The following is a 22,025-nucleotide window of genomic DNA, read 5'->3' as shown; positions in this document are numbered from 1 at the left end:
TGCTGATCGCTCTCCGTGATTGCGGTGGGTGTTCACCTGGCCACGGAGATCTGCGAACTACATTGCGACGAAAAGAACGCCGAAAGAAGCCTTGGCAGGCGTCATAGCGGCGACCGGCCTCGGTTCCACGTTAAGCGGTCGAGGAACTTCACCCCGGCCGATCAGGGGGCGTAAACAGCGTTTCGCAGGGTTCAATAGGGGTGCTTACGCTGCTAACCAACGCCCGACAGGACTGTGGAGGGCCGCTCGTGGACACAGGTGACGCCAAGCAGGGCCGGATCAACCCGGATCTCTGGGAAGAACCGGAGATGCGGGATGCCCTCGCGGCCCGCAACATCAGCGAGGTCTACCGCCAGCTGCGCAAACACGGCGTCTCACAGCGACAGATCGCTGCCATGACCGGCCAGTCGCAGTCCGAGGTCTCGGAGATCCTCAAGGGACGTCAGGTGATGGCCTACGACGTGCTTTCCAGGATCTCCACAGGTCTGGGCATCCCCCGTGGGTACATGGGTCTCGCCTACGACGAGGCCACGGAGATTCAGGTCGTCGGGTCGCCCGACGAGCAGCAGGCTGAGGAGGACGAGTCCGTGAAACGGCGGAAGTTCCTCGCGCACGCTGCCCAGGTCACGATGGGAGCCGCGGTCTTCGGACCGGCTTCCGACGCCTGGGCCGCGAGTCCCGCAAGGACACCGGCACCCGGCCGGATCGGCATGACCGATGTCCGGCAGGTGGAAGCGGCAACCAGAGCGCTCCGCTCGCTCGATTACCAGTACGGCGGCGGATTCTGCCGGGATGCCGTCGTCGCACAGCTCTCCTGGGGGCAGCAGATGCTCCAGGCCAGCGGTGCGGAACTGGTCAAGTCCCGGCTCTACGTCGCACTCGCCGACCTGCACAGTCTGGCCGGGTGGACCTCGTTCGACATCGGACTCATCGACTCCGCGCGGGGGCACTTCGCCAACGCGCTCGACCTGGCGAAGCAGGGTGAGAACCACCCGCTGGTGGCCAACATCCTGTACCGCATGGGACGCGTCTACCTGCACCAGGAGGCGCCGAACGACGCGCTGAAGCTGTTCCAGCTGGGACAGATCGCGGCGCAGGAGTCCGGTTCGGAGCTCGCGGTGGCGGTGCTCTGCGCCAACGAGGCGTGGGCCTACGCGATGATGGGCAACGCCGAACAGGCCATCAAGCTGCTGGGCCGGACCCGCGACGAGTTCGCGCGCGCCGACCTGGCCAACGCCGAGTCGTGGGTGCGGTTCTTCAACGAGACCGACGTCCACGCCATGGTCGGCACGGTCCACACGGCACTCGCGCACCAGGCCGACGCCTCGCACACGAAGTACGCGATTCCGGCGCTGTCCAGGGCGATCGAGACCTACGGCGACGACATGGCGCGCAGCCGCACCTTCAACCTGAGCATGCTGGCCACCAACCACATGATCGACGGCGACATCGACCACGGCGCGAAGATCGGCGGCAAGGCGCTCGACGCCGCCGAGGGCCTCAAGTCCGCCCGGATCGAGCAGCGCATGCGCCCGCTGAAGGAGGAAGCGGTGCGGCGCAGCAACAACGCCGACGCGCGCGATCTCGTGGAACGGATCACCACGTTCTTCGCGTAGCGGCCGCCGCACGACCCGTGAACGGGCGGTTCACCAGGGAGAAGCTGGATCAGGTCCTGGAGCGGGCGTGCGCCCGGCTCGGTCTGGACCACCGGGACGCGACGCTGTTGCGGTTCACCAACAACGCCGTGTACTCCCTGGCCGCAGATCCCGTCGTGATCCGGATCGTCGGGTCCCGCGCGCTGCGGCACCGGGCGAGCAAGGTGGTGGCCGTGGCCCGGCACTTCGCGGACCACGCGGTGCCCGCCATCCGGCTCGTTCCGGGTGTCGAGCAGCCGCTGCACGTCGGCGAGCACGTGGTGACGGTGTGGGAGAAGGTGCCCAGCACCGGCAGACGGGCCACCTCGGCGGAACTGGCCACCCTGTTGCGCCAAGTGCACGCACTGCCTGCGCCGGACGGCGTCGGCCACTGGGAACCGCTCGCCGCCGTGCGCGCGAGAGTGGCCGACGCCGAGGAGCTCGCCCCCACCGACCGCCGCTTCCTGCTGGAACGCTGCCGCGAGGTGGAGAGCAGCCTCGCCGGGCTGACGTTCGCGTTGCCGACGGCACTCGTGCACGGTGACGCCCACCCCGGCAACGTCATCGTCGGCGCGGACGGACCGGTCCTGTGCGACTTCGACTCGGCCTGCGCGGGCCCGCCGGAATGGGACCTGGTGCCCCTCGCCGTTGGCCGACAGCGCTTCGGGGACCCCTCGGCGTGGTACGAGGCGCTGGCCAGTACCTACGGCTTCGACGTCACGACCTGGGACGGCTTCGGTGCGCTGCGTGCGGCCAGGGAACTCAAGCTGACCACCAGCGTGCTGCCCATCATGCGCAGCCATCCGTCCGTGCGCCGTGAACTTCACCGGCGGCTGGAGGACCTCCGCGCGGGCCACCAGCACACGCGGTGGCTCCGCTATCGGTGACACAGCGTCGTTTTCGCATTCGTTCAACGACAGGAACTGACCGTTCGTCGTTTGCGATTTCGGCGATCGCTCGGGGTAGTAATTTCGCCCCGACCGATCACCCCGGACGCATCAAGCGCCACTCTGAAGGTGCAATTTGCAGCCACTTAGCGTCACTAGCTGGGGTTTTGCACCTGGCGAAGCCGTTCGCGGACCTCGCTGGCCTCGGGTCTGCCGAGCTCGGTGAAGATCGGCAGCACCGCTTCGTAGCGTTCCTTCGCCTCGTCGGCCCTGCCCGCCGACTCGGCCACCTCGGCGAGCACCTGCATCGCCCTGGCTTCCTCGAACGCCGAACCGCTCTGCCGCATCGCCTCGCGAGCCTCGGTGACGTGCTCGGTCGCCTCCGCGGTCCTGCCCTCCAGCGCGAGTGCCCTGGCGAGGTCGATGCGCGCGCGGGCCACGTTGTAGGAGTCGTGCTGCCCGGTCAGCAGCCCGAGCGCCTGCTCGAGTTTCTCGATCGCCTCGCCCGCCCGGCCCAACCTGGTGAGCGTCACGCCGAGGTTGACCTGTGCGAGCGCGATGTCGTGGGCGCGTTCCAACTGCTGCGACCTGTGCAGGTCGTCGTCGAACTCGCGCAGTGCGTCGTCGAGCCTGCCCTGCGCCAGCGCCACCAGGCCGAGTCCCTCGACCGACCGGATGGCAGCCACCTGGTCGCCGTCGGCCGGCAGTGCCCGCAGCGCGGCGGTGTAGTGCTCCACGGCCTCGTCGAACCGGCCCGCGCCGCGGCAGGCGGCGCCGCAGCGGTTGCGCATGATCACCTCGGCGGCGCGGTTGCCCCACCGCTTCGCGCAGTCCACGCCGAGCTGGCTCACGGTCAGGAAGTCGCGGTAGTGCTTGCGCAGCAGGAACAGCGGCCACATCGCGTCGCCTAGCTGCCAGCCGAGTGCAGGCATGCCGATCTGCGCGGCGGCCTGCATGGCGGCGAAGAGGTTGGTGCGCTCGCGCTCCAGCCAGTCCAGCGCCTCGTCCTCGCTGGGCAGCGAGGAGCCGTCGGGACGGCGGTGCACGTACTCGTAGGGGATCGGCTCCTGGTCGAGCGTCACGAGGTGGGCCGTGGAACGCGCGCCGCGCAGGTACCACTCGAGGATTCGCAGCTGGGCGTCTCTGCGGTCGTCGCCGGTCTCGTGCTCCTCGGCCTTCTCCACGGCGTGCAGCCGGTGCAGGTCGTGGAACGCGTACCGGCCGTCCTCGGGCTCGGTGAGCATGTTGACCTCGACGAGTTCGTCGAGCAGCCGTCGCGTGGTGGCGGCGGGACCGTTCACGGCTGCCGCCGCGACGCCGACGCCGAACTCAGCCCCCGGGTGTTGTCCGAGCAGCCGGTAGGTCCTCGCTGCCTCCGGTGGTAGTGCCTGGTAGGCGAGGTCGAACGACGCCTGCACGGAATCCCCCTCTTTCCCTGCCGACAGCACCGCGAGCCGCCGTCTGCCGACGCTCAGGTCGGAGGCCGTCCGCTCCAGCGTCGCCTTCGGCTTCGCCGCGAGACGGCCCGCCACCGAGCACAAGGCGATCGGCAGGCCCGCGGTGAGACGGACGATCGTTGTGGCGTGTGCCCGTTCAGTATCCACGCGATCAGCGCCGAGAGTGTCCCGCAAAAGGGTCATGGAATGCTCGGCCGTGAGGGGCTCGAGCGTCAGTAGCCGCGCGCCCTCGTCGACGGCGAGCCCGCCCAGCGGACGCCTGCTGGTGACCACCACAAGGCTGTCGGCCGCGGCCGGGATCAGCGGCCGCACCTGGGCTTCCGAGTCCGCGTTGTCGAGCAGCACGAGCATCGGCGCAGCGGCGGTGAGCGTGCGGAACAGCCCGCCCTGCTCGTCGACGTCGACCGGCACGCGGCTCCCCGGAACGCCGAGTGCGCGCAGGAACTGGCCCAGCACCTCGCCGACCGGAACGGGGCCGGTCGGGTCGAACGCGCCGAGACTCGCCTGCAACGCGCCCCCGGGGTAGCGCTCGGCGATCCCGCCGAGCCAGCGCAGCGCGAGCGCGGTCTTGCCGATGCCGCCAGGCCCGCTGATCACCTGCACGAGCGGCCTGCCGGTGGAGGTGTCGAGCCGGGCCTGCAGGCTCGCCAGCTCCTGCTCGCGGTTGGTGAACCTCGCCGGGGGCGTCTTGAGCTGACGAGGAACGTCCGACTCGCCGCCGCGCGGGGTGCTCGTGGTGCTGGAGCTGCCTCGCTGCAGCGGCAGGTGCGGCTCGGTCGTCACGCGGTCTCCTCCGAAAGCGCACTGGCGTGGCCGGGGTGATCATGGCGCAGCGTGGCGGCGTGGATACCGGAAAACGAGAGAATTGAGCTGTTCGGCCCAACGGGTGATGCCGTCCGCGTCGGGCGCCCGTGTCAGGCGACGGGCGCGCGCGTGAGCACCACCGCGAAGCCAAAGGCGAGTCCCATGACGGTCAGCTCCAGCGTCGCCCACGTCGCCAGCGCGGTGCGCTGGTGCCGCATGATCCTGGGCAGCAGCCGCCAGCGGGTGTAGGCGCCGAGACCCGCGATCGCCACCGTGCAGGCGAGCTTGAGCAGCACGAGCTGGCCGTACGGCGTGGTGAACAGCGCCGTCCAGAGGTCCATCGTCGGGTTGAGGTTGGCCTCGACGATCCCGTTGAACAGGCCGGTCGCCGCCGAGATCGCCAGGCACAGCGTCGCGAGCTTGGAGAAGCGGGGCAGCGCGTAGGCGAGCAGCGTTCGGTTGCCGATCAGCAGCGTCGCCATGGCACCGAGGCCGCCGGTCCAGGCGACGGCGCTCATCACGTGCAGCTCCATCGAGATCATCGTGTAGTCGTGGAACGACCAGTTCGACGCGTGCCCCGTGACCGGCAACGGCAGCAGCGCGAACAGGCCGAGCCCCACCCTGACCTCGGCGGGAACCTTCTCGCCGTGCCGCAGTGTGAGCATGTTCAGGGCCGTCAGGCCCAGCGCGAGCACGGCGACGATGAGCAGGGCCTTGCCCGCGCCGACCGCCACCACGTAGTCCGCGATGTCGCCCAGGCCGACCGCACCCTTGCCGGGGTTGTACTCGGCGGTCTGGAGCACGAGCGTGATCAGCGAGGTCACCGCCCAGACCAGCGCGGCGATCACCGCGGCGGGCCTGGCCTTGCGCAGCACCGGATCGGTGAGCTTGGGCCGGTCGTAGCCGACCAGCACCGACAGCAGTGCGAGGCCGATGGCCGTCACCGCGGCGATGTCGAGCAGCACCCGCACGATCGGGATGCCGACCGAGACCACCCCGCTGACCTGGGTGACACCGCTGACCGGAGCGGTCGCCGTCAGCGCGATGCCGATTCCGACACCGGCGAGCGCGGCGGCGAGCACGCTGATCAGCACGCCCACCCTGGGCGGCGAGGTGGTCTCGGCTCTGGTCATGACTACTTGTCCTCCGAGGACGAACCCATGCGCAGCGCGACCGTCACACCGGCGAGCAGCAGCACCACCGCGGCGACGATCCACACCCACACCGGCACGCCGGACGACGAGTCACCGTCCTGGCCCTGGTTCGCCTGCTGCGCGGGCGTGTCCTGCCCCGAGGACGCGCCCGCCTCGGGCGAGGACGGCGCTCCCGTGCCCTGACCTGCCGCGGTGAGCGTGAACCGGATCTCCTCCGACACCGGGTGTCCGTCGGCGGAGAGGACCCGGAAGCCGATCACGTACTCGCCGGCGGGACCGAGCGGCTGGACCTGCGAGGTCACCACGTTGCGGTTGACCTCGACCGTGCCCTCGCCGTACTGCCTGCCGTCGGGTCCGGTGACCGCCACCTCGTTGACCTGGGCTTGCTGCACGTCCTGGTCGAACGTCAGCGTGATGGTGCTCGGCGCCGAGTCGAGGCTGGCCCCTTCGGCGGGGTCGGACGAGATGAGCGTGTTGTGCGCGGACGCGGGCCCGGCCGCGCCGAGCAGCGCCAGCAGGGCGACGCCCGCGACGACCAGCGCGCGCCTCACGACCGCGTCCTCTTGCGAGCGACGATGATGGCGCCCGCGCCGACGCCGAGGCCGAGCGCGCCGACGGCGAGTCCGGCTCCGCCGAGCCACCGGGCGGTGTCGTCGCTGGAGGACGCCGCCGCCGTGTCCTCGGCCTCGGCGGACTCGGCCGACGCGTGCTCGGCGCCGTGCCCGTGTCCGCCGCCGGAGGACTCGGCCAGTTCGACCGTGGGAGCCGGGCTGTCCGGCTCCTCGCCGCCCTGTGGCTCCTCGTTCCAGTTCGAGACCGTGCCGTCCGAGTAGGTCTGCGCGGTGGCCAGCACGAGCGTGTCCACGTCCTCGGGCAGCGGTCCCGCCGTGAACGAGAACTCCTGGTAGGAGGTGGTTCCTGCCGGGATCTCGCTGCCGCGCTCCGCGGTCCAGGTGATCTTGCTGACCACGTCCTGCTTGGTGACCTCGGCGGTCCAGCCGGGCACGGGTTTGGTGCGCGCGGAGCTGATCGCGTAGTCGGCCGGGATGGTGACCTCGACCTTGACTGTGCCTGCCTGCTCCTCTTCGTTGGGCACGCGGAGCACGACGGAGCCGTAGCCGCCCTTCTCCGGCTGGCTGCCGTAGACGTCGGCGGTGACGTGCGCGGACGCGACGCCTGCCGTCATGAGACCGGTGGCGCCGAGCGTCGCCGAGAGCACGAGGGCGCGCCGGAAGAATTGATGTGTCGACATTGGGGTGTTCTCTCCTGAATGAAGTGGTCCTTCGAGGACTTCGAATCGGCTGTTCAGGACAGAACGGGCGGCCCGCGCCTGCCGTGAACCCGGCGCAGGAGCACCTCCGCGAACGCGACCCCGCCCGCGGGACGCACCACCGTGCGACCAGGTGTGGCCGAAGGCACCGGAGGCGCGGACCACACCAGCGGCAAAAACAGGTACAGCGTCGCCACCGCGGCCAGCAGCATCGACTCCGCGTGAGCGAGCAGCAGTGCGGTGACCACGGTGGCCACGACGTGCGCGAGCGTCATGCCCATGCCGCCTGCCGCGTGGTCGGAGAGCTCGGTGAGCACCAGGTGCATCGCCAGTTGCGCACTGCCGAGCACGAGCAGGACCCCGGCCACGCCACGCGTGCGATCTGCGGCAGCCGTGGCCGCCCAGCCGATCACCGCTGTCAGCAGAATTGTGGTCGTGAGGTGCGGGAATTCACCGTCGGCGCTGCCGTGCGCACTGATCGCCAATGCCGCCGATGAGGTGGCGAGCAGAACGCCGCGCGCGGTCGGTAACGCTGCGCGAGATGGCGATGAGCTGCTCACTCGCACAGGGTATGGGAAGCTGACCGGCGGGCTGTCGCACTCCCCGGGCGCTGTATTGCGATTGTCGAAACTTCGCAACGTTTCGTGCATCTCTTGTTGCTGATTTCTGCTGGATAGGCAACGGTATGTCCACATCGAAGGCCCCGGGGGTGCACCGGCAGTGACTGGGCAACGTTTGCCAGGGCCTAGGGTGTTAACCCGGTCGGGTTAACGGGTACGAAAGGAGGCCGCGCCTCCAACGGAGGTGCGTGCATATGTCTGAAGACTCTGAAGAAGACAGGGTGACAGCTGGAACGGCGGTGGAAGATCCGGCAGACGCGCCGGAGGAAACCGGCGCCGCCGCCGCAACGCCGGATCCCGACGAGCACGTGCCTCCCGTCGTCGCCGCTGACAAGCCGGCGAGCACAGACCGCCTCGTCTTCGGTATCGCCGCGGCTCTGGCACTCGTTATCGTGATCTGGGGAGTTCTTTCACCGACCAGCCTCGCCGACGTGTCGAGCACGTTGCTGAACGAGGCGGTCATCCCTTACGGCGGCTGGGCCTTCGTGCTCACCGCCAGCGGTTTCGTGATCTTCGCGGTCTGTATCGCGATCAGCCGTTACGGCCGGATCCGGCTGGGCAAGGACGACGAGAAGCCCGAGTTCCGGACGTCATCGTGGATCGCCATGATGTTCAGCGCCGGTATGGGCATCGGCCTGATGTTCTTCGGTGTCTACGAGCCGGTCTCGCACCTCGCGAGCCCGCCTCCCGGTAGCGCCGCGCCGCTCTCCGACGAGGCCGTGCACACCGCTATGGCCACGACGCTGTTCCACTGGACCGTCCACCCGTGGGCGATCTACGCGGTCGTCGGTCTGGCCATCGCCTACAGCACCTTCCGCCGCGGCCGTTCGCAGCTGATCAGTGCGGTGTTCGCTCCGCTCATCGGCAAGTCGCGCAGTGAGGGCCCGCTGGGCAAGGCCATCGACGTCATGGCCATCTTCGCGACGCTGTTCGGCTCCGCCGCATCGCTGGGTCTCGGTGCGCTGCAGGTCGGCGGTGGCATGGCCGCTGTCGACTGGATCGACAACCCGGGCACCGGCCTGCTGGTCGGCATCATCGCGCTGCTGACCGTGGCGTTCATCGCCTCGGCCGTCTCCGGTGTCGCCAAGGGCATCCAGTGGCTGTCCAACATCAACATGGTGCTCGCGGCGGTGCTCGCGCTGTTCGTGCTGGTCGTCGGCCCGACGGTGCTGATCCTCAACCTCGTGCCCAATGCCATCGGCGACTACTTCCGCGAGCTCGCGGAGATGTCGGGCCGCAGTGGTGTGACCGGTGGCGAGGAGATGCAGACCTGGTTGGGCGGCTGGACCGTCTTCTACTGGGCCTGGTGGATCTCCTGGACGCCCTTCGTCGGCATGTTCATCGCCCGCATCTCGCGTGGCCGCTCGATCCGGCAGTTCATCATCGGCGTCATCGCGGTGCCGAGTGTGGTCAGCCTGGTCTGGTTCGCGATCTTCGGTGGCGCCGCCATCGACCAGCAACGCAACGGTGTGGACATCGCCGGTGCGGGTGGCGAGGAAGCGGCGACGTTCGAACTGCTGCAGCACCTGCCGTGGTTCATTCCGATCGCCGTGCTCGTGATGCTCCTGGTGTCGATCTTCTTCGTGTCGGGCGCGGACGCCGCGTCTGTCGTGATGGGCACGCTCTCGCAACGAGGCTCCGTGGAGCCCAAGAAGGGCGTGGTCATCTTCTGGGGTGTGCTCACCGGTGCGGTGGCAGCCGTGATGCTCCTGGTCGGAGGGGACAGCGGACTCACAGGTCTGCAAAACCTGACGATCCTGGTGGCGGTGCCATTCGTGTTCGTGATGGTGGCGTTGTGTGTCGCGCTGTTCCGCGATCTGCGGCACGACCCCCTCGTGATCAGGGAGGACGAGATGATGCGATCGCTCGAAGAGATGCACGAGGAGCGGGCTGCTGAGCAGCCGAAGCTCCGTCGACGTCCGTTCCGGAGCCGCAGGCCGTGAATCTCCTCGACTACGTAGCCGATCGGTGGGATCGGCTGTCCCTGCAAGCGTGGCTGCACGTCAGCGAGGTCGTGCAGTCCACGCTCATCGCCGCCGTCATCGGCGTGCTGATCGGCGTTGCGGTGTACCGCAGCCCGATCGGCTCCGCCGTGGCGACGGCTCTGGCCAGCACGATCCTCACCATTCCGTCGTTCGCGTTGCTGGGCCTGCTCATCCCCGTCTTCGGACTGGGTGCCGTGCCCACCGTGATCGCGCTGGTGCTCTACGCACTGTTGCCGATCACGCGCAACACGATCGTCGGCCTCGCCGGCGTGGATCCGGCCATCTCCGACGCCGCCAAGGGCATCGGGATGAACCGGGTCTCCGTGCTGACGAGGGTCGAGCTACGACTCGCCTGGCCGGCGATCCTTGCTGGGATGCGCGTTTCCACCCAGATGCTCATGGGCATCGCGGTGATCGCGGCCTACGCCAAGGGTCCCGGCCTGGGCAGCGAGGTCTTCTCGGGCCTGACGCGTGCCGGCAGCGCCAACGCGACCAACCAGGCGCTCGCCGGCACGCTCGGTGTCGTCATCCTCGCCCTGCTTCTTGAGGGCGTGTATTTCCTGATCGCTCGCTTCACCATCTCGAGGGGTATCCGTGGCTGAGACCGTCAGTGGCGCAGAGATTCAGCTGGAGAACGTCACCAAGCGCTACCCGGGAACCGGGGAGCCGGCGGTGAAGGACTTCAACATGACGATCCCGGCCGGCAAGATCGTGATCTTCGTCGGCCCCTCGGGATGTGGCAAGACCACGACCATGCGGATGATCAACCGCCTGATCGAGCCCACTTCGGGCACGATCACGATCGGCGGTGAGGACACGCTCAAGCTCAACGCCGACGCCCTCCGCCGCAAGGTCGGGTACGCGATCCAGCAGGCGGGCCTGTTCCCGCACTTCACCGTGGCGCAGAACATCGCGGTGGTGCCGGGGCTGCTCGACTGGGAGAAGAAGAAGATCGGCGACAGGGTCGACGAGATGATGGACCTCGTCGGCCTCGACCCGAGCGTCTACCGCGACCGCTTCCCCCGGCAGCTCTCCGGTGGCCAGCAGCAGCGCGTCGGCGTGGCGAGGGCACTCGCCGCCGACCCGCCGGTGCTGCTGATGGACGAGCCGTTCGGTGCGGTCGACCCCATCACGCGAGGCAACCTGCAGGACGAGCTGCTCCGCCTGCAGCTGGAGCTGCGCAAGACGATCGTCTTCGTCACCCACGACTTCGACGAGGCCGTGAAGCTCGGCGACAAGATCGCCGTGCTGGGTGACCAGTCGACGATCCAGCAGTTCGACACCCCGGAGGCGATCCTCGCCAACCCGGCCAACGACATGGTGGCCGGATTCGTGGGTGCGGGTGCCTCCCTCAAGCAGCTCACGCTGCTGCGGGTGCGCGATGTCAACTACCACGACAACGCGCTCACGGTCGTCGCCCCGGACAGCTCGCCCGCGGAACTGCGCAAGCAGATGAGCGAGCAGGGCAAGACCTACGCGCTCGTGCTGGACGCGCGGCGTCGCCCGCAGCGCTGGGTGCACGTGCGTGACCTGTCGACCGCGAGCTCGCTCGCCACGGTCGGCCGGCCGGTCGGCGACAACGTGAGCACGCAGTCCACGCTGCAGGACGCGCTGGAGGCGATCCTGTCCGAGGGCGGCAACGCCGTGGTGACGGGTTCGCGCGGCGAGTACGTCGGCACCATCGACATCGAGACGGTGACCAACACGATCCAGCAGCTGCGCGACGAGCACGACGCGGGGAGCGCAGCCTCGTGAGCAGTACGACGAAGGTCCAGGGCTTCTCGACGGAGTCAGGCTCGCGTCGCGCGGACCGGGTTCGGCTGCTCGCCCAGCCGGTCGCGGTACTGGTGATCGTCGGGCTGGTGCTGCTGTGGGCGTTCACCCGCAGCAACGACAGCATCGAGGCCGAGTCCATCCAGGCGAGCGTGCTGCTCGCCAAGACGTGGGAGCACGTGCTGATCACGGTCGTCGTCGCGGCGATCGTGGTCGGCATCGGCGTCCCGCTGGGCATGGTGCTCACGCGCTCGTGGGCCAAGCCGGTCGCGCCGATCTTCATCGGCATCGCCAACATCGGCCAGGCGGCACCCGCGCTGGGTGTGCTGGTGCTGTTCTTCCTGTGGACGGAGTGGGACGGGCTGTGGGCGGCCGCGCTGCCGATCGCCTTCTACTCGCTGCTCCCGGTGCTGCGGAACACGATCGTGGGCATCCAGTCGGTCGATCCGGCGCTGGTCGACGCGGGCCGGGGTATCGGCATGTCGTCGCGAGGCGTGCTGTTCCGCATCGAGGCGCCGCTGGCGGTTCCGCTGATCCTCGCGGGTCTGCGCACGTCGCTGGTGCTGGCCGTGGGTACGGCGACGCTGGCGTTCTTCGTCAACGGCGGGGGGCTCGGTGAGCTCGTCGACACCGGCTACAAGCTCAACCGCGTCTCGGTGCTCGTGGTCGGCGCGGTGCTGGCCGTCGGGCTCGCGCTGCTGATCGACTGGATCGGCGCGCTGCTGGAGGAGTACCTCGGACCGAAGGGACTGTCATGAGGCGCAAGATGCGCGCGGTCCTCGGTGCCGCGCTGTTGATGGCCACCACGTCGGCGTGCGGGCTCACCGTCAACGCCGCGCTGCCGTTCGAGGTGCAGCCGGGCTCGATCAAGCCGGTGCCCGAACTCGAGGGCGTCGACGTCACGGTCGGCTCCAAGGACTTCACCGAGCAGATCGTCCTGGGCTACATCGCCGAGCTCGCCCTGGAGGCGGCAGGCGCCAACGCCATCGACCTGACCAACATCAACGGCTCCAACAGCTCGCGCTACGCGTTGATCGACGGTCAGATCGACCTGCAGTGGGAGTACACCGGTACGGGCTGGCTGTCCTACCTCGGCTACGACAAGCCGTTGGCGCAGGAGGACGAGCAGTACGAGGCGGTGCGCAAGGCCGACCTCGAGCAGAACGGCATCGTGTGGCTGCCGTACTCGCAGGTCAACAACACCTACGCGTTCGCGACCACCGAGGCCTTCGCTGAGAAGAACAACCTGAAGACCACCACGGACATGACGAACTTCCTGAAGGAGAACCCGCAGCAGGGTGTCTTCTGCGTGGAGACGGAGTTCGCGAGCAGGCCCGACGGCATGCCGGGTGTGCAGAAGGCATACGGCTTCGACGTGGCCAACACCAAGACGTTCGGCACCGGTGCGATCTACAGTGCCGTGGCGAGCGGCACCTGCAACTTCGGTGAGGTCTTCACCACCGACGGGCGCATCGCGGGTCTGAACCTGCGGGTGCTCGAGGACGACAAGCGGTTCTTCCCGCAGTACAACGCGTCGGTGACCATGCGTGAGGACTTCCTCGAGCAGCACCCGCAGATCGCCGATGTGATGGCGCCGATCACCGAGGCCCTCAACAACGACGAAATCATCGAGTTGAACAAGGAAGTCGATGTGGACGGACGGGACCCCGCTCAGGTGGCCCGCGACTGGATGATCGAGAAGGGCTTCATCAGCTGAGCTTTTTCTGGAATCATGGCGAACATGTCTGCTGTCTGGGATCGCTCCGGTATCTCTGCCTTGCTCCTGCGGCGCGGCCGCCTCGGCTCACCGCCGTGTTGAGGCACTTACCGGATCCCATTTAGTTTTAGACAGTAAGGAATTAGTTCGCCATGACTCTGGAATTGTCTGATCGGTCGATCCTGCGCGAAGCACGGGTGCCCGCCGGTGGAATTCTCGAAGGCCCCCGGGTACTGAACCGGCTTCCCGACGGGGTGGAGTCCTCCACGCCCTACGAGCTGTTCGACGTGCGCCCGCTGGGGCGCGTCATCGGCGCCGAGATCGAGGGCGTGGACCTCTCCGAGCCCCTCACGCCGGAACTGCGCGCCGAGCTGAACCGCGCGCTGCTGGAGTGGAAGGTCGTGTTCTTCCGCGACCAGGACATCACGCCGCAGCAGCAGCGAGCGTTCGCGCGCAACTGGGGCGAGCTGGAGACCAACCCGTTCATCCCCGCCGGTGACACCGACGAGGTGACGAGGTTCGAGCGCAGCGCCGCGATGCCGGGCTTCGAGAACATCTGGCACACCGACGTGACGTTCCGTCCGAACCCGGCGCTGGGTTCGGTGCTGCGCCTGGTCACGGTGCCGCCGGTCGGCGGCGACACGATGTGGGCCGACATGGCCGCCGCATACGACAACCTGTCCGCCGACGTGAAGGCCCGAATCGACGGGCTGACCGCGGTGCACGACTACCTGCCCGGCTTCGACCGCTTCTCCGACCCGGCCCTGCTGGCGAGCTGGCAGGAGCAGTTCCCGCCGATGGAGCACCCAGTGGTGCGCAAGCACCCGGAGACCGGCAGGCGGACGCTGTTCGTGAACCAGGCGTTCACCACGCACATCGTGGGGCTCGACCGGACCGAGAGCGACGAGCTGCTGCACTACCTGTTCACGCAGGCGCACGTGCCGGAGTACCAGGTGCGCTTCCGCTGGACCCAGAACGCCGTGGCGTTCTGGGACAACCGCGCGACGCAGCACTACGCGGTGAACGACTACACCCCGCACCCGAGGGTCGCGGAGCGCGTCGCCATCGCGGGCGACCGCCCGTTCTAGTGCGCTAGATGCCGAGGCGGTGCAGGAGCTGGGACTCGATGTGTTCCAGCTCCGCCGCCACGGCTCGATGAGCCGCCTTGCGACGCGCGGAGGGCATGTGCTCGGCCGCGCGCACCGACGCCGCGAGCTGTTCCAGGGTGCCCTGGCTGCGCTCGACGAACGTCAGGTCCTCGTCGGTGACCTTCGGTGAGCGGCGCAGCTGGGTGAGGCCCTCCGCTGCGCCCGCGATGCGCGCGAGTGACGCGCCGCCCTTGCCCGTGAACTCACTGAGCTGGTCGACGCTCACGCCCATGCGGTGCGCCTGGTAGCGGTCGTAGGCGTCGCGGGCCGCGCCCGCTGCGCGCACGGCGATCGGGGCCAGCACCGGGACCGCGGCGGGGATGATCACCTTGGCCACTTTGACGGCGTTGCGCGCCTTTTTCGGCGTGAGCGCGGACTCGTGCTCGACGTTTCCGGCGGCCTCGTCGGCCTTGTCTCGGGAGTGTCGGTGCCCTCTCATACAGTGAGCGTATGGCAAACGAGGTGCTACTGGACGCGGGAGTGGTGACCCGCTGCCGTCGGCGCGTGCATCTCGACAACGATCCGACCATGCGCGAGGCGCCGCAGGCCCCTCCGGATCCGGCTGCTGAGCAGCGGATCGCCGACGCGAGGACGCACCGGGCCGACATCGGTCAGCGCCTGCGCGAGGCCTCGGACTCGGCGTGGACCGTGGTGCCGGCCGAGCTGGCTCCATCCGATCGGGTGGGGCTCACGCGCACGGCGCTGGAGGACGGTGTCCCGTTCATCTGGGGCGCCCTGCTGCCCGCCGACACCGAGGGTGGCAGGCGTGGCGGTGTCGAGCTGCTCGTGCGCACCGGCGAGGGCTACGTGCCGGTGCTGGTGGTGCGCCACCGCATCACCGATCCCGGCGAGGGCGCGCGCACCACGGCGATGACCGATGTCGACCCGTCGCACGCGCGATCCGATCCCGCCCGCAAGCTCCGTTCGCATCCGCGCGACCAGCTTCGGCTGGCCCACCTGCGCAGGTTGCTCGAGGCGATCGGCCACGCCGAGCGCGGCAGGGCACTCGGCGGCGTCATCGGGCTCGACGCCGACGTGGTGGTGTGGCATGACCTCGCGGCCGCGACGTGGCCTGGCGGGCGTTCCACGCTGACCGAGTACGACGAGCGCTTCGCCGACCGGCTGGCCGTCGCCCGTGCCGCTGCCGGGCGGCTCGAGGCGCTGGCCGAGCCGTCGCGCGTGCTGGAGTGCCGGCGCTGTCCGTGGTGGCCGGTGTGCGAGGCGGATCTGACCCGCATCAGGGACGTCAGCCTCGTCGTGCGCGGCGAGGACGCGATGGAGTTGCGCAGAGCGGGCATCGGCACCGTGGACAAGCTCGCGGCGCTGCACGTCGACGAAGAGTCGCCGATCCAGTGGACCGGAACGACGTTCGAGGACGCCGTGGCGCTCGCGCGGGCGTGGCTCGCCGACCTGACGGTGGTGCGCAGGGTGACCGAGGTGACCGTGCCGCGCGGCGACGTCGAGGTCGACATCGACATGGAGAGCTTCGGCGACTCCGGTGCGTACATGTGGGGCTGCCTGCTCAGCGGAGCCGACCTCGGGGTGCCGCAGGGGTACCGGGCTTTCGTGTCGTGGGAGCCGCTGCCCACTGTGGACGAGGCGCGCTCGTTCGCGGAGTTCTGGACGTGGCTGTCCGACGTGCGGGCCCGCACGGAGGCGGCGGGCCTGACGTTCCGTGCCTACTGCTACAACGCGCTCGCCGAGAACCGCTGGCTGTTCGGCTCGGTGGAACGCTTCGCCGGGATGGACGGCATTCCCACCAAGGCCGAGGTCCGCTCCTTTGTGGACTCCGAGCAGTGGGTCGATCTCTTCCGCAGCGTGTCCGACCAGTTCCTGTGCTCGCACGGCAAGGGGCTGAAGGTCGTCGCGCCCGTCGCCGGCTTCCGGTGGCGTGACCCGGAAGCCGGCGGTGAGGCGTCGATGCGCTGGTACCGCGACGCGGTGGGGATGGACGGCGACGCGCCCGATCCCGTTCAGCGCGAACGGTTGCTGCGCTACAACGAGGACGACGTGCTGGCCACCCACACGCTCAGGGAGTGGATGAGCGGCCCGGTGATGCGCGAGGTCCCGTTCATGGGCGACCTCTAGCGCGGCGCCATCCGCAGCGAGCCGTCGAGGCGGATGACCTCGCCGTTGAGGTAGTCGTGCCGCACGATGTCGAGCGCCAGCTGGGCGTACTCGTCGGGGCGGCCGAGCCGCTTCGGGAACGGCACGCCCGCGGCGAGTCCCGCGCGGAACTCGTCGCTCACGGTGGCGAGCATGGGGGTGTCGATGATGCCGGGGGCGATGGTCATCACGCGGATGCCGTGGGAGGCCAGGTCTCGTGCCGCCGGCAGGGTCATGCCCACCACGCCGCCCTTGGACGCCGAGTACGCGATCTGGCCGATCTGGCCGTCGTAGGCGGCCACCGACGCCGTGTTGATCACGACGCCGCGCTGGTCGTCGGCCAGCGGCTCGGTCTTGGCGATTGCCTCGCTCGCCACCGTGACCACGTTGAAGGTGCCGATCAGGTTCACCTCGACGACCTTGCGGAAGAGGTTCAGGTCGTGCGGGCCCTTCTTGGACAGGATCCGCGCGGAGGGGCCGATGCCCGCGCAGTTCACGACGGTGCGCAGCGGCACGCCGGAGCCCGCCGCCGTGTCGACCGCGGCCCTGACCTGCTCGGGGTCGGTCACGTCGGCCTCGACGTAGGTGATGCCCTCGACCTGGTCTGCCTTCTCGATCGACGCGGCGAGGTCGAGCGCGAAGACGTGAGCGCCTTGGCCGGCGAGCGCCTTCGCGGTGGCGCCGCCCAACCCGGACGCGCCACCCGTCACGAGGGCCGCGGTGTCGTTGATCTGCATGGTCGTCCTTTCTGACACGGTGAATCCGCATCAGGTTAACGCTCGTTCGCGCCCCGTGGCCGGGTTCATTCGTTCGCCAATGGCTGCTTGCTGGTTCCCTCCGCGTTCGCTCGCAGGTCAACTGCGGGTGTGACCGTCGGTATATGAGCGCAGCTCGAATCGTGGTGGTGGGGACCGGTTACGTCGGGCTCACCACGGGTGCGTGTCTTGCCAGCCTGGGTCACCGGGTGACCTGCGTGGACGTCGACGAGTCGAAAGTCGCCCGGCTCGCCGCCGGCCGGGTGGACATCATGGAGCCGGGGCTCGCGGAGCTCGTCGCCCGCGGCCTCACGAGTGGCGGCCTGTCCTTCGTCGTGGGGGCGAGAGAGGCGGTGCGCGACGCCGACGGGGTGTTCCTGTGCGTGCCGACGCCGATGGGGGCGGGTGGCGCGGCGGATCTGCGGGCGGTGGAGCAGGTGGTCGGCGAGATCGCCGATGTGCTGCCGAGCGGGTGCGCGCTGATCACCAAGTCGACCGTTCCCGTGGGCACCGCGCGCCGGATCCAGGAACTCACCGGCCGCCCGGACCTCGCCGTGGTCTCCAACCCCGAGTTCCTCCGGGAGGGCACCGCCGTCTCGGACTTCCTCGGCCCCGACCGCATCGTCGTCGGCTCCGACACACCTGGCGCCGCCGACTGGGTCGCCAACCTCTACGAGGGCCTGCACGCCCCGGCCGTCGTCACCGACGCCGCCAGCGCCGAGCTGGTCAAGTACGCGGCCAACTGCTTCCTCGCGATGAAGCTCTCGTTCGTCAACTCCATCGCCGAGCTGTGCGAGCGGCTCGGCGCCGACATCGAACCCGTGACGCGCGGCATGGGCTACGACCGCCGCATCGGCCGGTCGTTCCTCAAGCCGGGGCCCGGCTGGGGCGGCTCGTGTCTGCCCAAGGACACCAGTGCGCTGCTCAACATCGCCGAGTCGGTGCGGTTCGACTTCGACCTGCTCAGCGCGGCGGTGGAGCAGAACATCGCGCAGCGGGACCGGGTGATCGCCAAGATCGCGGGCGCGGTGGGCGGCAGCCTCGCGGGGGCCAGGATCGGACTGCTGGGGCTGGCGTTCAAAGCGGGCACCAACGACCTGCGCGACTCGCCCGCGCTGTCGATCGCGTCGGTGCTGTGCGCGCACGGCGCCGAGGTGACGGCCTTCGATCCCGCGGTGGGTGGCGAACTGCCTGGGATGCTGGTGGTCGACAACGCCTATCAGGTCGCGAAGGGCGCAGACGCTGTGGTGGTGCTCACCGAGTGGCCGGAGTTCACCCGGCTGGACTGGACCTACATGGCGGAGCTGATGCACGGTGACGCTGTGGTGGACAGCCGTAACCTGCTGGAACCGCGAACGGTGCTCAACGCGGGGCTGAGCTGGCAGGGAATCGGGCGGCCGAGGGCCACCGTGCGGGCCACTTCCGTTAGTTGAGCGAACCAACCGTTCGCCCTTAGGGTCGGGTCGTGTTCACCACCAGACCCGAGCTCGCAGGTACCCGCGGCATGGTCGCCTCCACCCATTGGCTGGCCTCAGCGGCGGGCATGGCCGTGCTGGAGGACGGCGGCAACGCCTTCGACGCGGCGGTGGCGGCGGGGTTCGTCCTGCAGGTCGCCGAACCGCACCTGAACGGGCCGGGCGGGCAGGTGCCCGCGATCTTCGCGACGGCGAGCGACCGCACGCCGAAGGTGCTGTGCGGTCAGGGCGTCTCGCCCTCGGCGGCGACGCCGCGGCACTTCACCGACCTCGGTCTGGAGCTGATCCCCGGCAGTGGGCTGCTCGCGGCCACCGTCCCCGGCGCGTGGGACGCGTGGCTGTTGATGCTGCGCGACCACGGCACCAAGACGCTGCGCGACGTGCTGGGGCACGCCATCTCCTATGCCTGGAACGGCGTGCCGGTGGTCGGCCGCATCACCGACACCGTGGTGGCCGTCGCCGAACTCTTCGCCCACCACTGGCCCTCGTCGGCCCAGCTGTGGCTGCCCAACGGCGAGGCACCCGCTCCCGGTTCGCTGCACCGCAACCAGACGCTCGCGCGCACGTGGCAGCGGCTGCTCGCCGAGGCCGAGACGGTGCAGGGCCGGGAGGCGCAGATCGACGCCGCGCGGCGCGCGTGGTCGCACGGGTTCGTCGCCGAGACCGTGGAGGCCTTTAGCCGCACCGCGTTCCGCGACGACTCGGGCCGCGACCACGCGGGCCTGCTCACCGCCGACGACCTCGCCGGGTGGGAGGCCACCTACGAGGACGCCGTGGTGACCGACTTCGGCGAGTGGAGCCTGGTCAAGTGCGGCGCCTGGACGCAGGGCCCGGTGCTGGCGCAGCAGCTGCGGCTGCTGGAGGGACTGCGCGACGAGCTGTCGTATGTGGACGGTGTGCCGACGGCGCGGACGATCCACCTCGCCACGGAGGCGGCCAAGCTCGCGTTCGCCGACCGCGAGGCCTACTACGGCGACAGCGGCGACGTCCCGCTCGACTGGCTGCTCTCCCGCGAGTACGCCGACGAACGGCGCAAGCTCATCGGCGACGAGGCGAGCGACGAACTGCGGCCGGGTGGACTCGACCCGAGACTGCCGGAGGTCATCGCCAGGACCCGCGGCGCCCAGGCAGGCGTCGGCGCGATCGGCGAGCCGACCGTGGGCCCGCAGGGCCAGGTCCGGGGCGACACCGTGCACATCGACGTCGTGGACGCCGACGGCAACATGGTGTCGGCGACGCCGTCCGGCGGCTGGCTGCAGTCCTCGCCGACCATCCCGGAGCTCGGCTTCTGCCTCGACTCGCGGGCGCAGATGTTCTGGCTCGAGGACGGCCTGCCGAACACGCTGGCCCCCGGCAGGCGTCCGAGGATCACGCTCTCGCCGTCGATGGCGCTGCGCGGCGGCGAGCCGACCATCGCGTTCGGCACCCCCGGCGGCGACCAGCAGGACCAGTGGCAGCTGTGCTTCTGGCTCGCCCACACCCTCGGCGAGCTGAACCTGCAGGAGTCGATCGACTCGCCAGCCTGGCACACCACGGCGTTTCCCAGCTCCTTCTACCCGAGGGCGTGGACACCGAAGGAGCTCGTCGTGGAGTCGCGGATCGGCGCCGCCGCGCTGGAGCAACTGCGCGAGCGGGGGCACGACGTGGTGGACGCGGGTCCGTGGGCGCTGGGCAGGCTCTCGGCCGTCTCGCGCGACCGCGCGAGCGGCCTGCTGCATGCCGCGGCCAACGCCCGCGGCATGCAGGGCTACGCGGTGGGCCGCTGAGCGAGCGGCTCAGGCCTGCCAGAGCCAGAACTCCACGGCCTGGTCGTCAATACAGTCCGCGGTGCGCCCGTAGGGCTGCCGCCCCACCTCGCGCACCTCGCCGCCCGCGGCGCGCACGCGTTGCACCGCCGCGTCGAGGTCATCGACCGCGTACATCAGCTTCCAGCCCGGGTAGGCCTGGCCGCCCCAGACTCCCGCGTCGGGAAGCCCGCTGCCCTCGAGCCGCCAGGCCCGCTCGATGTTTCCGCGGCCGAACTGCCAGCCGAGCACCGCGCCGTAGAAAGCCATCGCCTGCTCGTCGTCGGGCACCGTGAACGTGAAGTACGCGGCCTCGCCGTGCCGTGGTGCCGGCGCGCCCGCCGACGACGGCTTCGGCGCCTGGGCGAGCATCCAGCGCTGGCCGAAGGGGTCGCGGATCCTGCCGCTCAGTCCGTGCCCTCGGTCCTCGACCTCGCCGACCTGCTCGGCGCCCAGTTCGACGGCGCGCGCGACCGCGGCGGCGACGTCGGCCACCTCCGCCCTGATCGACGCTCCGCCAGCGCTCGCCGCGGTGTGGCCGATCTCGGGGAACTCCTCGGCGAGCATCAGCACCGAGTCGCCGACGGCCACCTCGGCGTGGCCCACCCTGCCGTCGGGCATCACGATCGGCTCGCCGCGTCGCTGCGCGCCGAGCACGTCGACGTAGAAGTCCAGCGCGGCGCGTGCGTCGGTCACCGCGAGGTACGGGGTCAGTGCGTGGGTCTCGGCGCGTGCGGGTGCCTGTGCCGTGGTCATGTCGTGGTCCCTTTCCGGTTCGAGGACCGCGGCCCGCAGCGCCTCACGCAGTTCGGCGGCGAATCCGGGGTCCGGTTCGATGGGCTCGGCGGGGCGGAAGAGGGCATCGAACGCGTCAGTCATCGCTACCCTCCTTCCCCTCGTAGTGGCGTCTGAACGCGGTGCGGGCCCTCACCAGCAGCGCCTCCGTGGCCTGCACCGTGCGGTCCAGGTACTCGGCGACCTCGGGCACGCTCAGCCCGTCGACGTGCCGCAGCGTGAGCGCGGCCCGGTACTGCGGCCGCAGCTGCGCGAGCACCTGCCGTGCCCGCAGCGCGTCGAGCTCGGCGTCCCACGGGTCGACGCACTCGTCGCCCGCGTCGTGCACGAGCCGCAGCTTGCGGTGCTCGCGCTCGCGCCGCCGCCAGTGGTCGGCGAGCTTGTGCCGCGCGATCCCGATCAGCCACGCCACCGTCACCGGCGGCGCGCCCTGCCTGCGACACGTGCTCACCGCACCCAGGAACGTCTCGGACGTCAGCTCCTCGGCCAACGTCCGGTCTCCGCAACGGGACAGCAGGTAGCCGTACACCTCCGGCAGCACGTCCTCGTACATGCTGAGCAGCGCGAACGCCGGATCAGGCCGTACCCGTGGTTCCGTCACACCTCCATCGTCGTTCGGCGAGGCACCCCTCCGACGGCTTTCGGCCGACTTTTCCGCCCG

20 protein-coding genes are annotated in these 22,025 nt (G+C 69.7%); 11 read left to right on the top strand and 9 right to left on the bottom strand.

Annotated elements, in window-relative coordinates:
- Positions 1–308 precede the first annotated feature (308 nt).
- Positions 309–1,616: a helix-turn-helix transcriptional regulator gene (locus JHE00_RS09125; protein WP_230423589.1), complete on the top strand. Its 1,308-nt coding sequence runs from the start codon at positions 309–311 to the stop codon at positions 1,614–1,616.
- Between the two features lie 17 nt (positions 1,617–1,633).
- A complete protein-coding gene (locus tag JHE00_RS09120; RefSeq protein WP_200316918.1) occupies positions 1,634–2,521 on the top strand; it encodes an aminoglycoside phosphotransferase family protein in 888 nt (295 codons plus the stop codon).
- 155 nt (positions 2,522–2,676) lie between these two features.
- Here the strand turns inward: JHE00_RS09120 and JHE00_RS09115 are convergent, their stop codons facing one another.
- The 5 genes from JHE00_RS09115 to JHE00_RS09095 form a co-directional block, all read right to left on the bottom strand.
- Positions 2,677–4,761: a tetratricopeptide repeat protein gene (locus tag JHE00_RS09115; protein WP_307831868.1), complete on the bottom strand. Its 2,085-nt coding sequence runs from the start codon at positions 4,759–4,761 to the stop codon at positions 2,677–2,679.
- A 131-nt stretch (positions 4,762–4,892) separates the two neighbouring features.
- Positions 4,893–5,915 carry a CopD family protein gene (locus tag JHE00_RS09110; protein ID WP_200316917.1) on the bottom strand — a complete coding sequence of 341 codons (1,023 nt, stop codon included), beginning with the start codon at positions 5,913–5,915 and terminating at the stop codon, positions 4,893–4,895.
- Between the two features lie 2 nt (positions 5,916–5,917).
- Positions 5,918–6,487, bottom strand: coding sequence for a copper resistance CopC family protein (locus JHE00_RS09105; RefSeq protein ID WP_200316916.1), 570 nt, complete (start codon positions 6,485–6,487; stop codon positions 5,918–5,920).
- Positions 6,484–7,188 (bottom strand): YcnI family copper-binding membrane protein, encoded by a 705-nt coding sequence (locus tag JHE00_RS09100; protein ID WP_200316915.1) that lies wholly within the window; start codon positions 7,186–7,188, stop codon positions 6,484–6,486. Before JHE00_RS09100 ends, JHE00_RS09105 begins: the two co-directional genes overlap by 4 nt.
- Before the next feature lie 53 nt (positions 7,189–7,241).
- Positions 7,242–7,766: a hypothetical protein gene (locus JHE00_RS09095; RefSeq protein WP_200316913.1), complete on the bottom strand. Its 525-nt coding sequence runs from the start codon at positions 7,764–7,766 to the stop codon at positions 7,242–7,244.
- Positions 7,767–8,020: 254 nt separating this feature from the next.
- On the opposite strand from JHE00_RS09095, the gene JHE00_RS09090 reads away from it, so the two are divergent.
- The 6 genes from JHE00_RS09090 to JHE00_RS09065 all read left to right on the top strand — a co-directional run bounded on the left by JHE00_RS09090 (position 8,021) and on the right by JHE00_RS09065 (position 14,389).
- The gene (locus tag JHE00_RS09090; protein WP_200316911.1) at positions 8,021–9,769 is read left to right on the top strand and encodes a BCCT family transporter; all 1,749 of its coding nucleotides are present in this window, start codon (positions 8,021–8,023) and stop codon (positions 9,767–9,769) included.
- The gene (locus tag JHE00_RS09085) at positions 9,766–10,413 is read left to right on the top strand and encodes an ABC transporter permease (protein ID WP_200316909.1); all 648 of its coding nucleotides are present in this window, start codon (positions 9,766–9,768) and stop codon (positions 10,411–10,413) included. The genes JHE00_RS09090 and JHE00_RS09085 overlap by 4 nt, the downstream gene beginning before the upstream one ends.
- Positions 10,406–11,566 carry an ABC transporter ATP-binding protein gene (locus JHE00_RS09080; protein WP_200316907.1) on the top strand — a complete coding sequence of 387 codons (1,161 nt, stop codon included), beginning with the start codon at positions 10,406–10,408 and terminating at the stop codon, positions 11,564–11,566. The genes JHE00_RS09085 and JHE00_RS09080 overlap by 8 nt, the downstream gene beginning before the upstream one ends.
- Positions 11,563–12,342 carry an ABC transporter permease gene (locus tag JHE00_RS09075; protein ID WP_200316899.1) on the top strand — a complete coding sequence of 260 codons (780 nt, stop codon included), beginning with the start codon at positions 11,563–11,565 and terminating at the stop codon, positions 12,340–12,342. The genes JHE00_RS09080 and JHE00_RS09075 overlap by 4 nt, the downstream gene beginning before the upstream one ends.
- Entirely contained in the window at positions 12,339–13,301 is a 963-nt protein-coding gene (locus tag JHE00_RS09070) for a glycine betaine ABC transporter substrate-binding protein (RefSeq protein WP_200316897.1), read from the top strand. The genes JHE00_RS09075 and JHE00_RS09070 overlap by 4 nt, the downstream gene beginning before the upstream one ends.
- A 152-nt stretch (positions 13,302–13,453) precedes the next feature.
- The gene (locus JHE00_RS09065; RefSeq protein WP_200316895.1) at positions 13,454–14,389 is read left to right on the top strand and encodes a TauD/TfdA dioxygenase family protein; all 936 of its coding nucleotides are present in this window, start codon (positions 13,454–13,456) and stop codon (positions 14,387–14,389) included.
- A 4-nt stretch (positions 14,390–14,393) separates the two neighbouring features.
- Here JHE00_RS09065 and JHE00_RS09060 read toward each other — a convergent pair whose 3' ends face one another.
- Positions 14,394–14,888: a DUF6474 family protein gene (locus tag JHE00_RS09060; protein ID WP_200316888.1), complete on the bottom strand. Its 495-nt coding sequence runs from the start codon at positions 14,886–14,888 to the stop codon at positions 14,394–14,396.
- Positions 14,889–14,899: 11 nt separating this feature from the next.
- Between JHE00_RS09060 and JHE00_RS09055 the strand changes: the two genes are divergently transcribed.
- Positions 14,900–16,537: a TM0106 family RecB-like putative nuclease gene (locus JHE00_RS09055; RefSeq protein ID WP_200316886.1), complete on the top strand. Its 1,638-nt coding sequence runs from the start codon at positions 14,900–14,902 to the stop codon at positions 16,535–16,537.
- On the opposite strand, the gene JHE00_RS09050 is transcribed toward JHE00_RS09055, so the two are convergent.
- Positions 16,534–17,292, bottom strand: a complete 759-nt coding sequence (locus JHE00_RS09050; RefSeq protein WP_200316884.1) for an SDR family NAD(P)-dependent oxidoreductase — start codon at positions 17,290–17,292, stop codon at positions 16,534–16,536. The genes JHE00_RS09055 and JHE00_RS09050 overlap by 4 nt on opposite strands.
- Before the next feature lie 143 nt (positions 17,293–17,435).
- Between JHE00_RS09050 and JHE00_RS09045 the strand changes: the two genes are divergently transcribed.
- Both JHE00_RS09045 and JHE00_RS09040 read left to right on the top strand, forming a co-directional pair.
- Positions 17,436–18,743 (top strand): UDP-glucose dehydrogenase family protein, encoded by a 1,308-nt coding sequence (locus JHE00_RS09045; protein ID WP_200316882.1) that lies wholly within the window; start codon positions 17,436–17,438, stop codon positions 18,741–18,743.
- Positions 18,744–18,775: 32 nt separating this feature from the next.
- Positions 18,776–20,551 (top strand): gamma-glutamyltransferase family protein, encoded by a 1,776-nt coding sequence (locus JHE00_RS09040; RefSeq protein ID WP_200316880.1) that lies wholly within the window; start codon positions 18,776–18,778, stop codon positions 20,549–20,551.
- 9 nt (positions 20,552–20,560) lie between these two features.
- Here JHE00_RS09040 and JHE00_RS09035 read toward each other — a convergent pair whose 3' ends face one another.
- On the bottom strand, positions 20,561–21,448 hold the full coding sequence (locus JHE00_RS09035; protein ID WP_200316878.1) for a VOC family protein: 888 nt from the start codon (positions 21,446–21,448) through the stop codon (positions 20,561–20,563).
- Positions 21,441–21,965 (bottom strand): RNA polymerase sigma factor, encoded by a 525-nt coding sequence (locus JHE00_RS09030; RefSeq protein WP_200316876.1) that lies wholly within the window; start codon positions 21,963–21,965, stop codon positions 21,441–21,443. Before JHE00_RS09030 ends, JHE00_RS09035 begins: the two co-directional genes overlap by 8 nt.
- Positions 21,966–22,025 lie beyond the last annotated feature (60 nt).

The organism is Prauserella cavernicola (genome assembly GCF_016595675.1).
In the GTDB taxonomy this organism is placed as follows: domain Bacteria; phylum Actinomycetota; class Actinomycetes; order Mycobacteriales; family Pseudonocardiaceae; genus Prauserella_A; species Prauserella_A cavernicola.
Note: the sequence above shows the minus strand (reverse complement) of the source record. Positions and strands in the feature narration are given on the sequence as shown.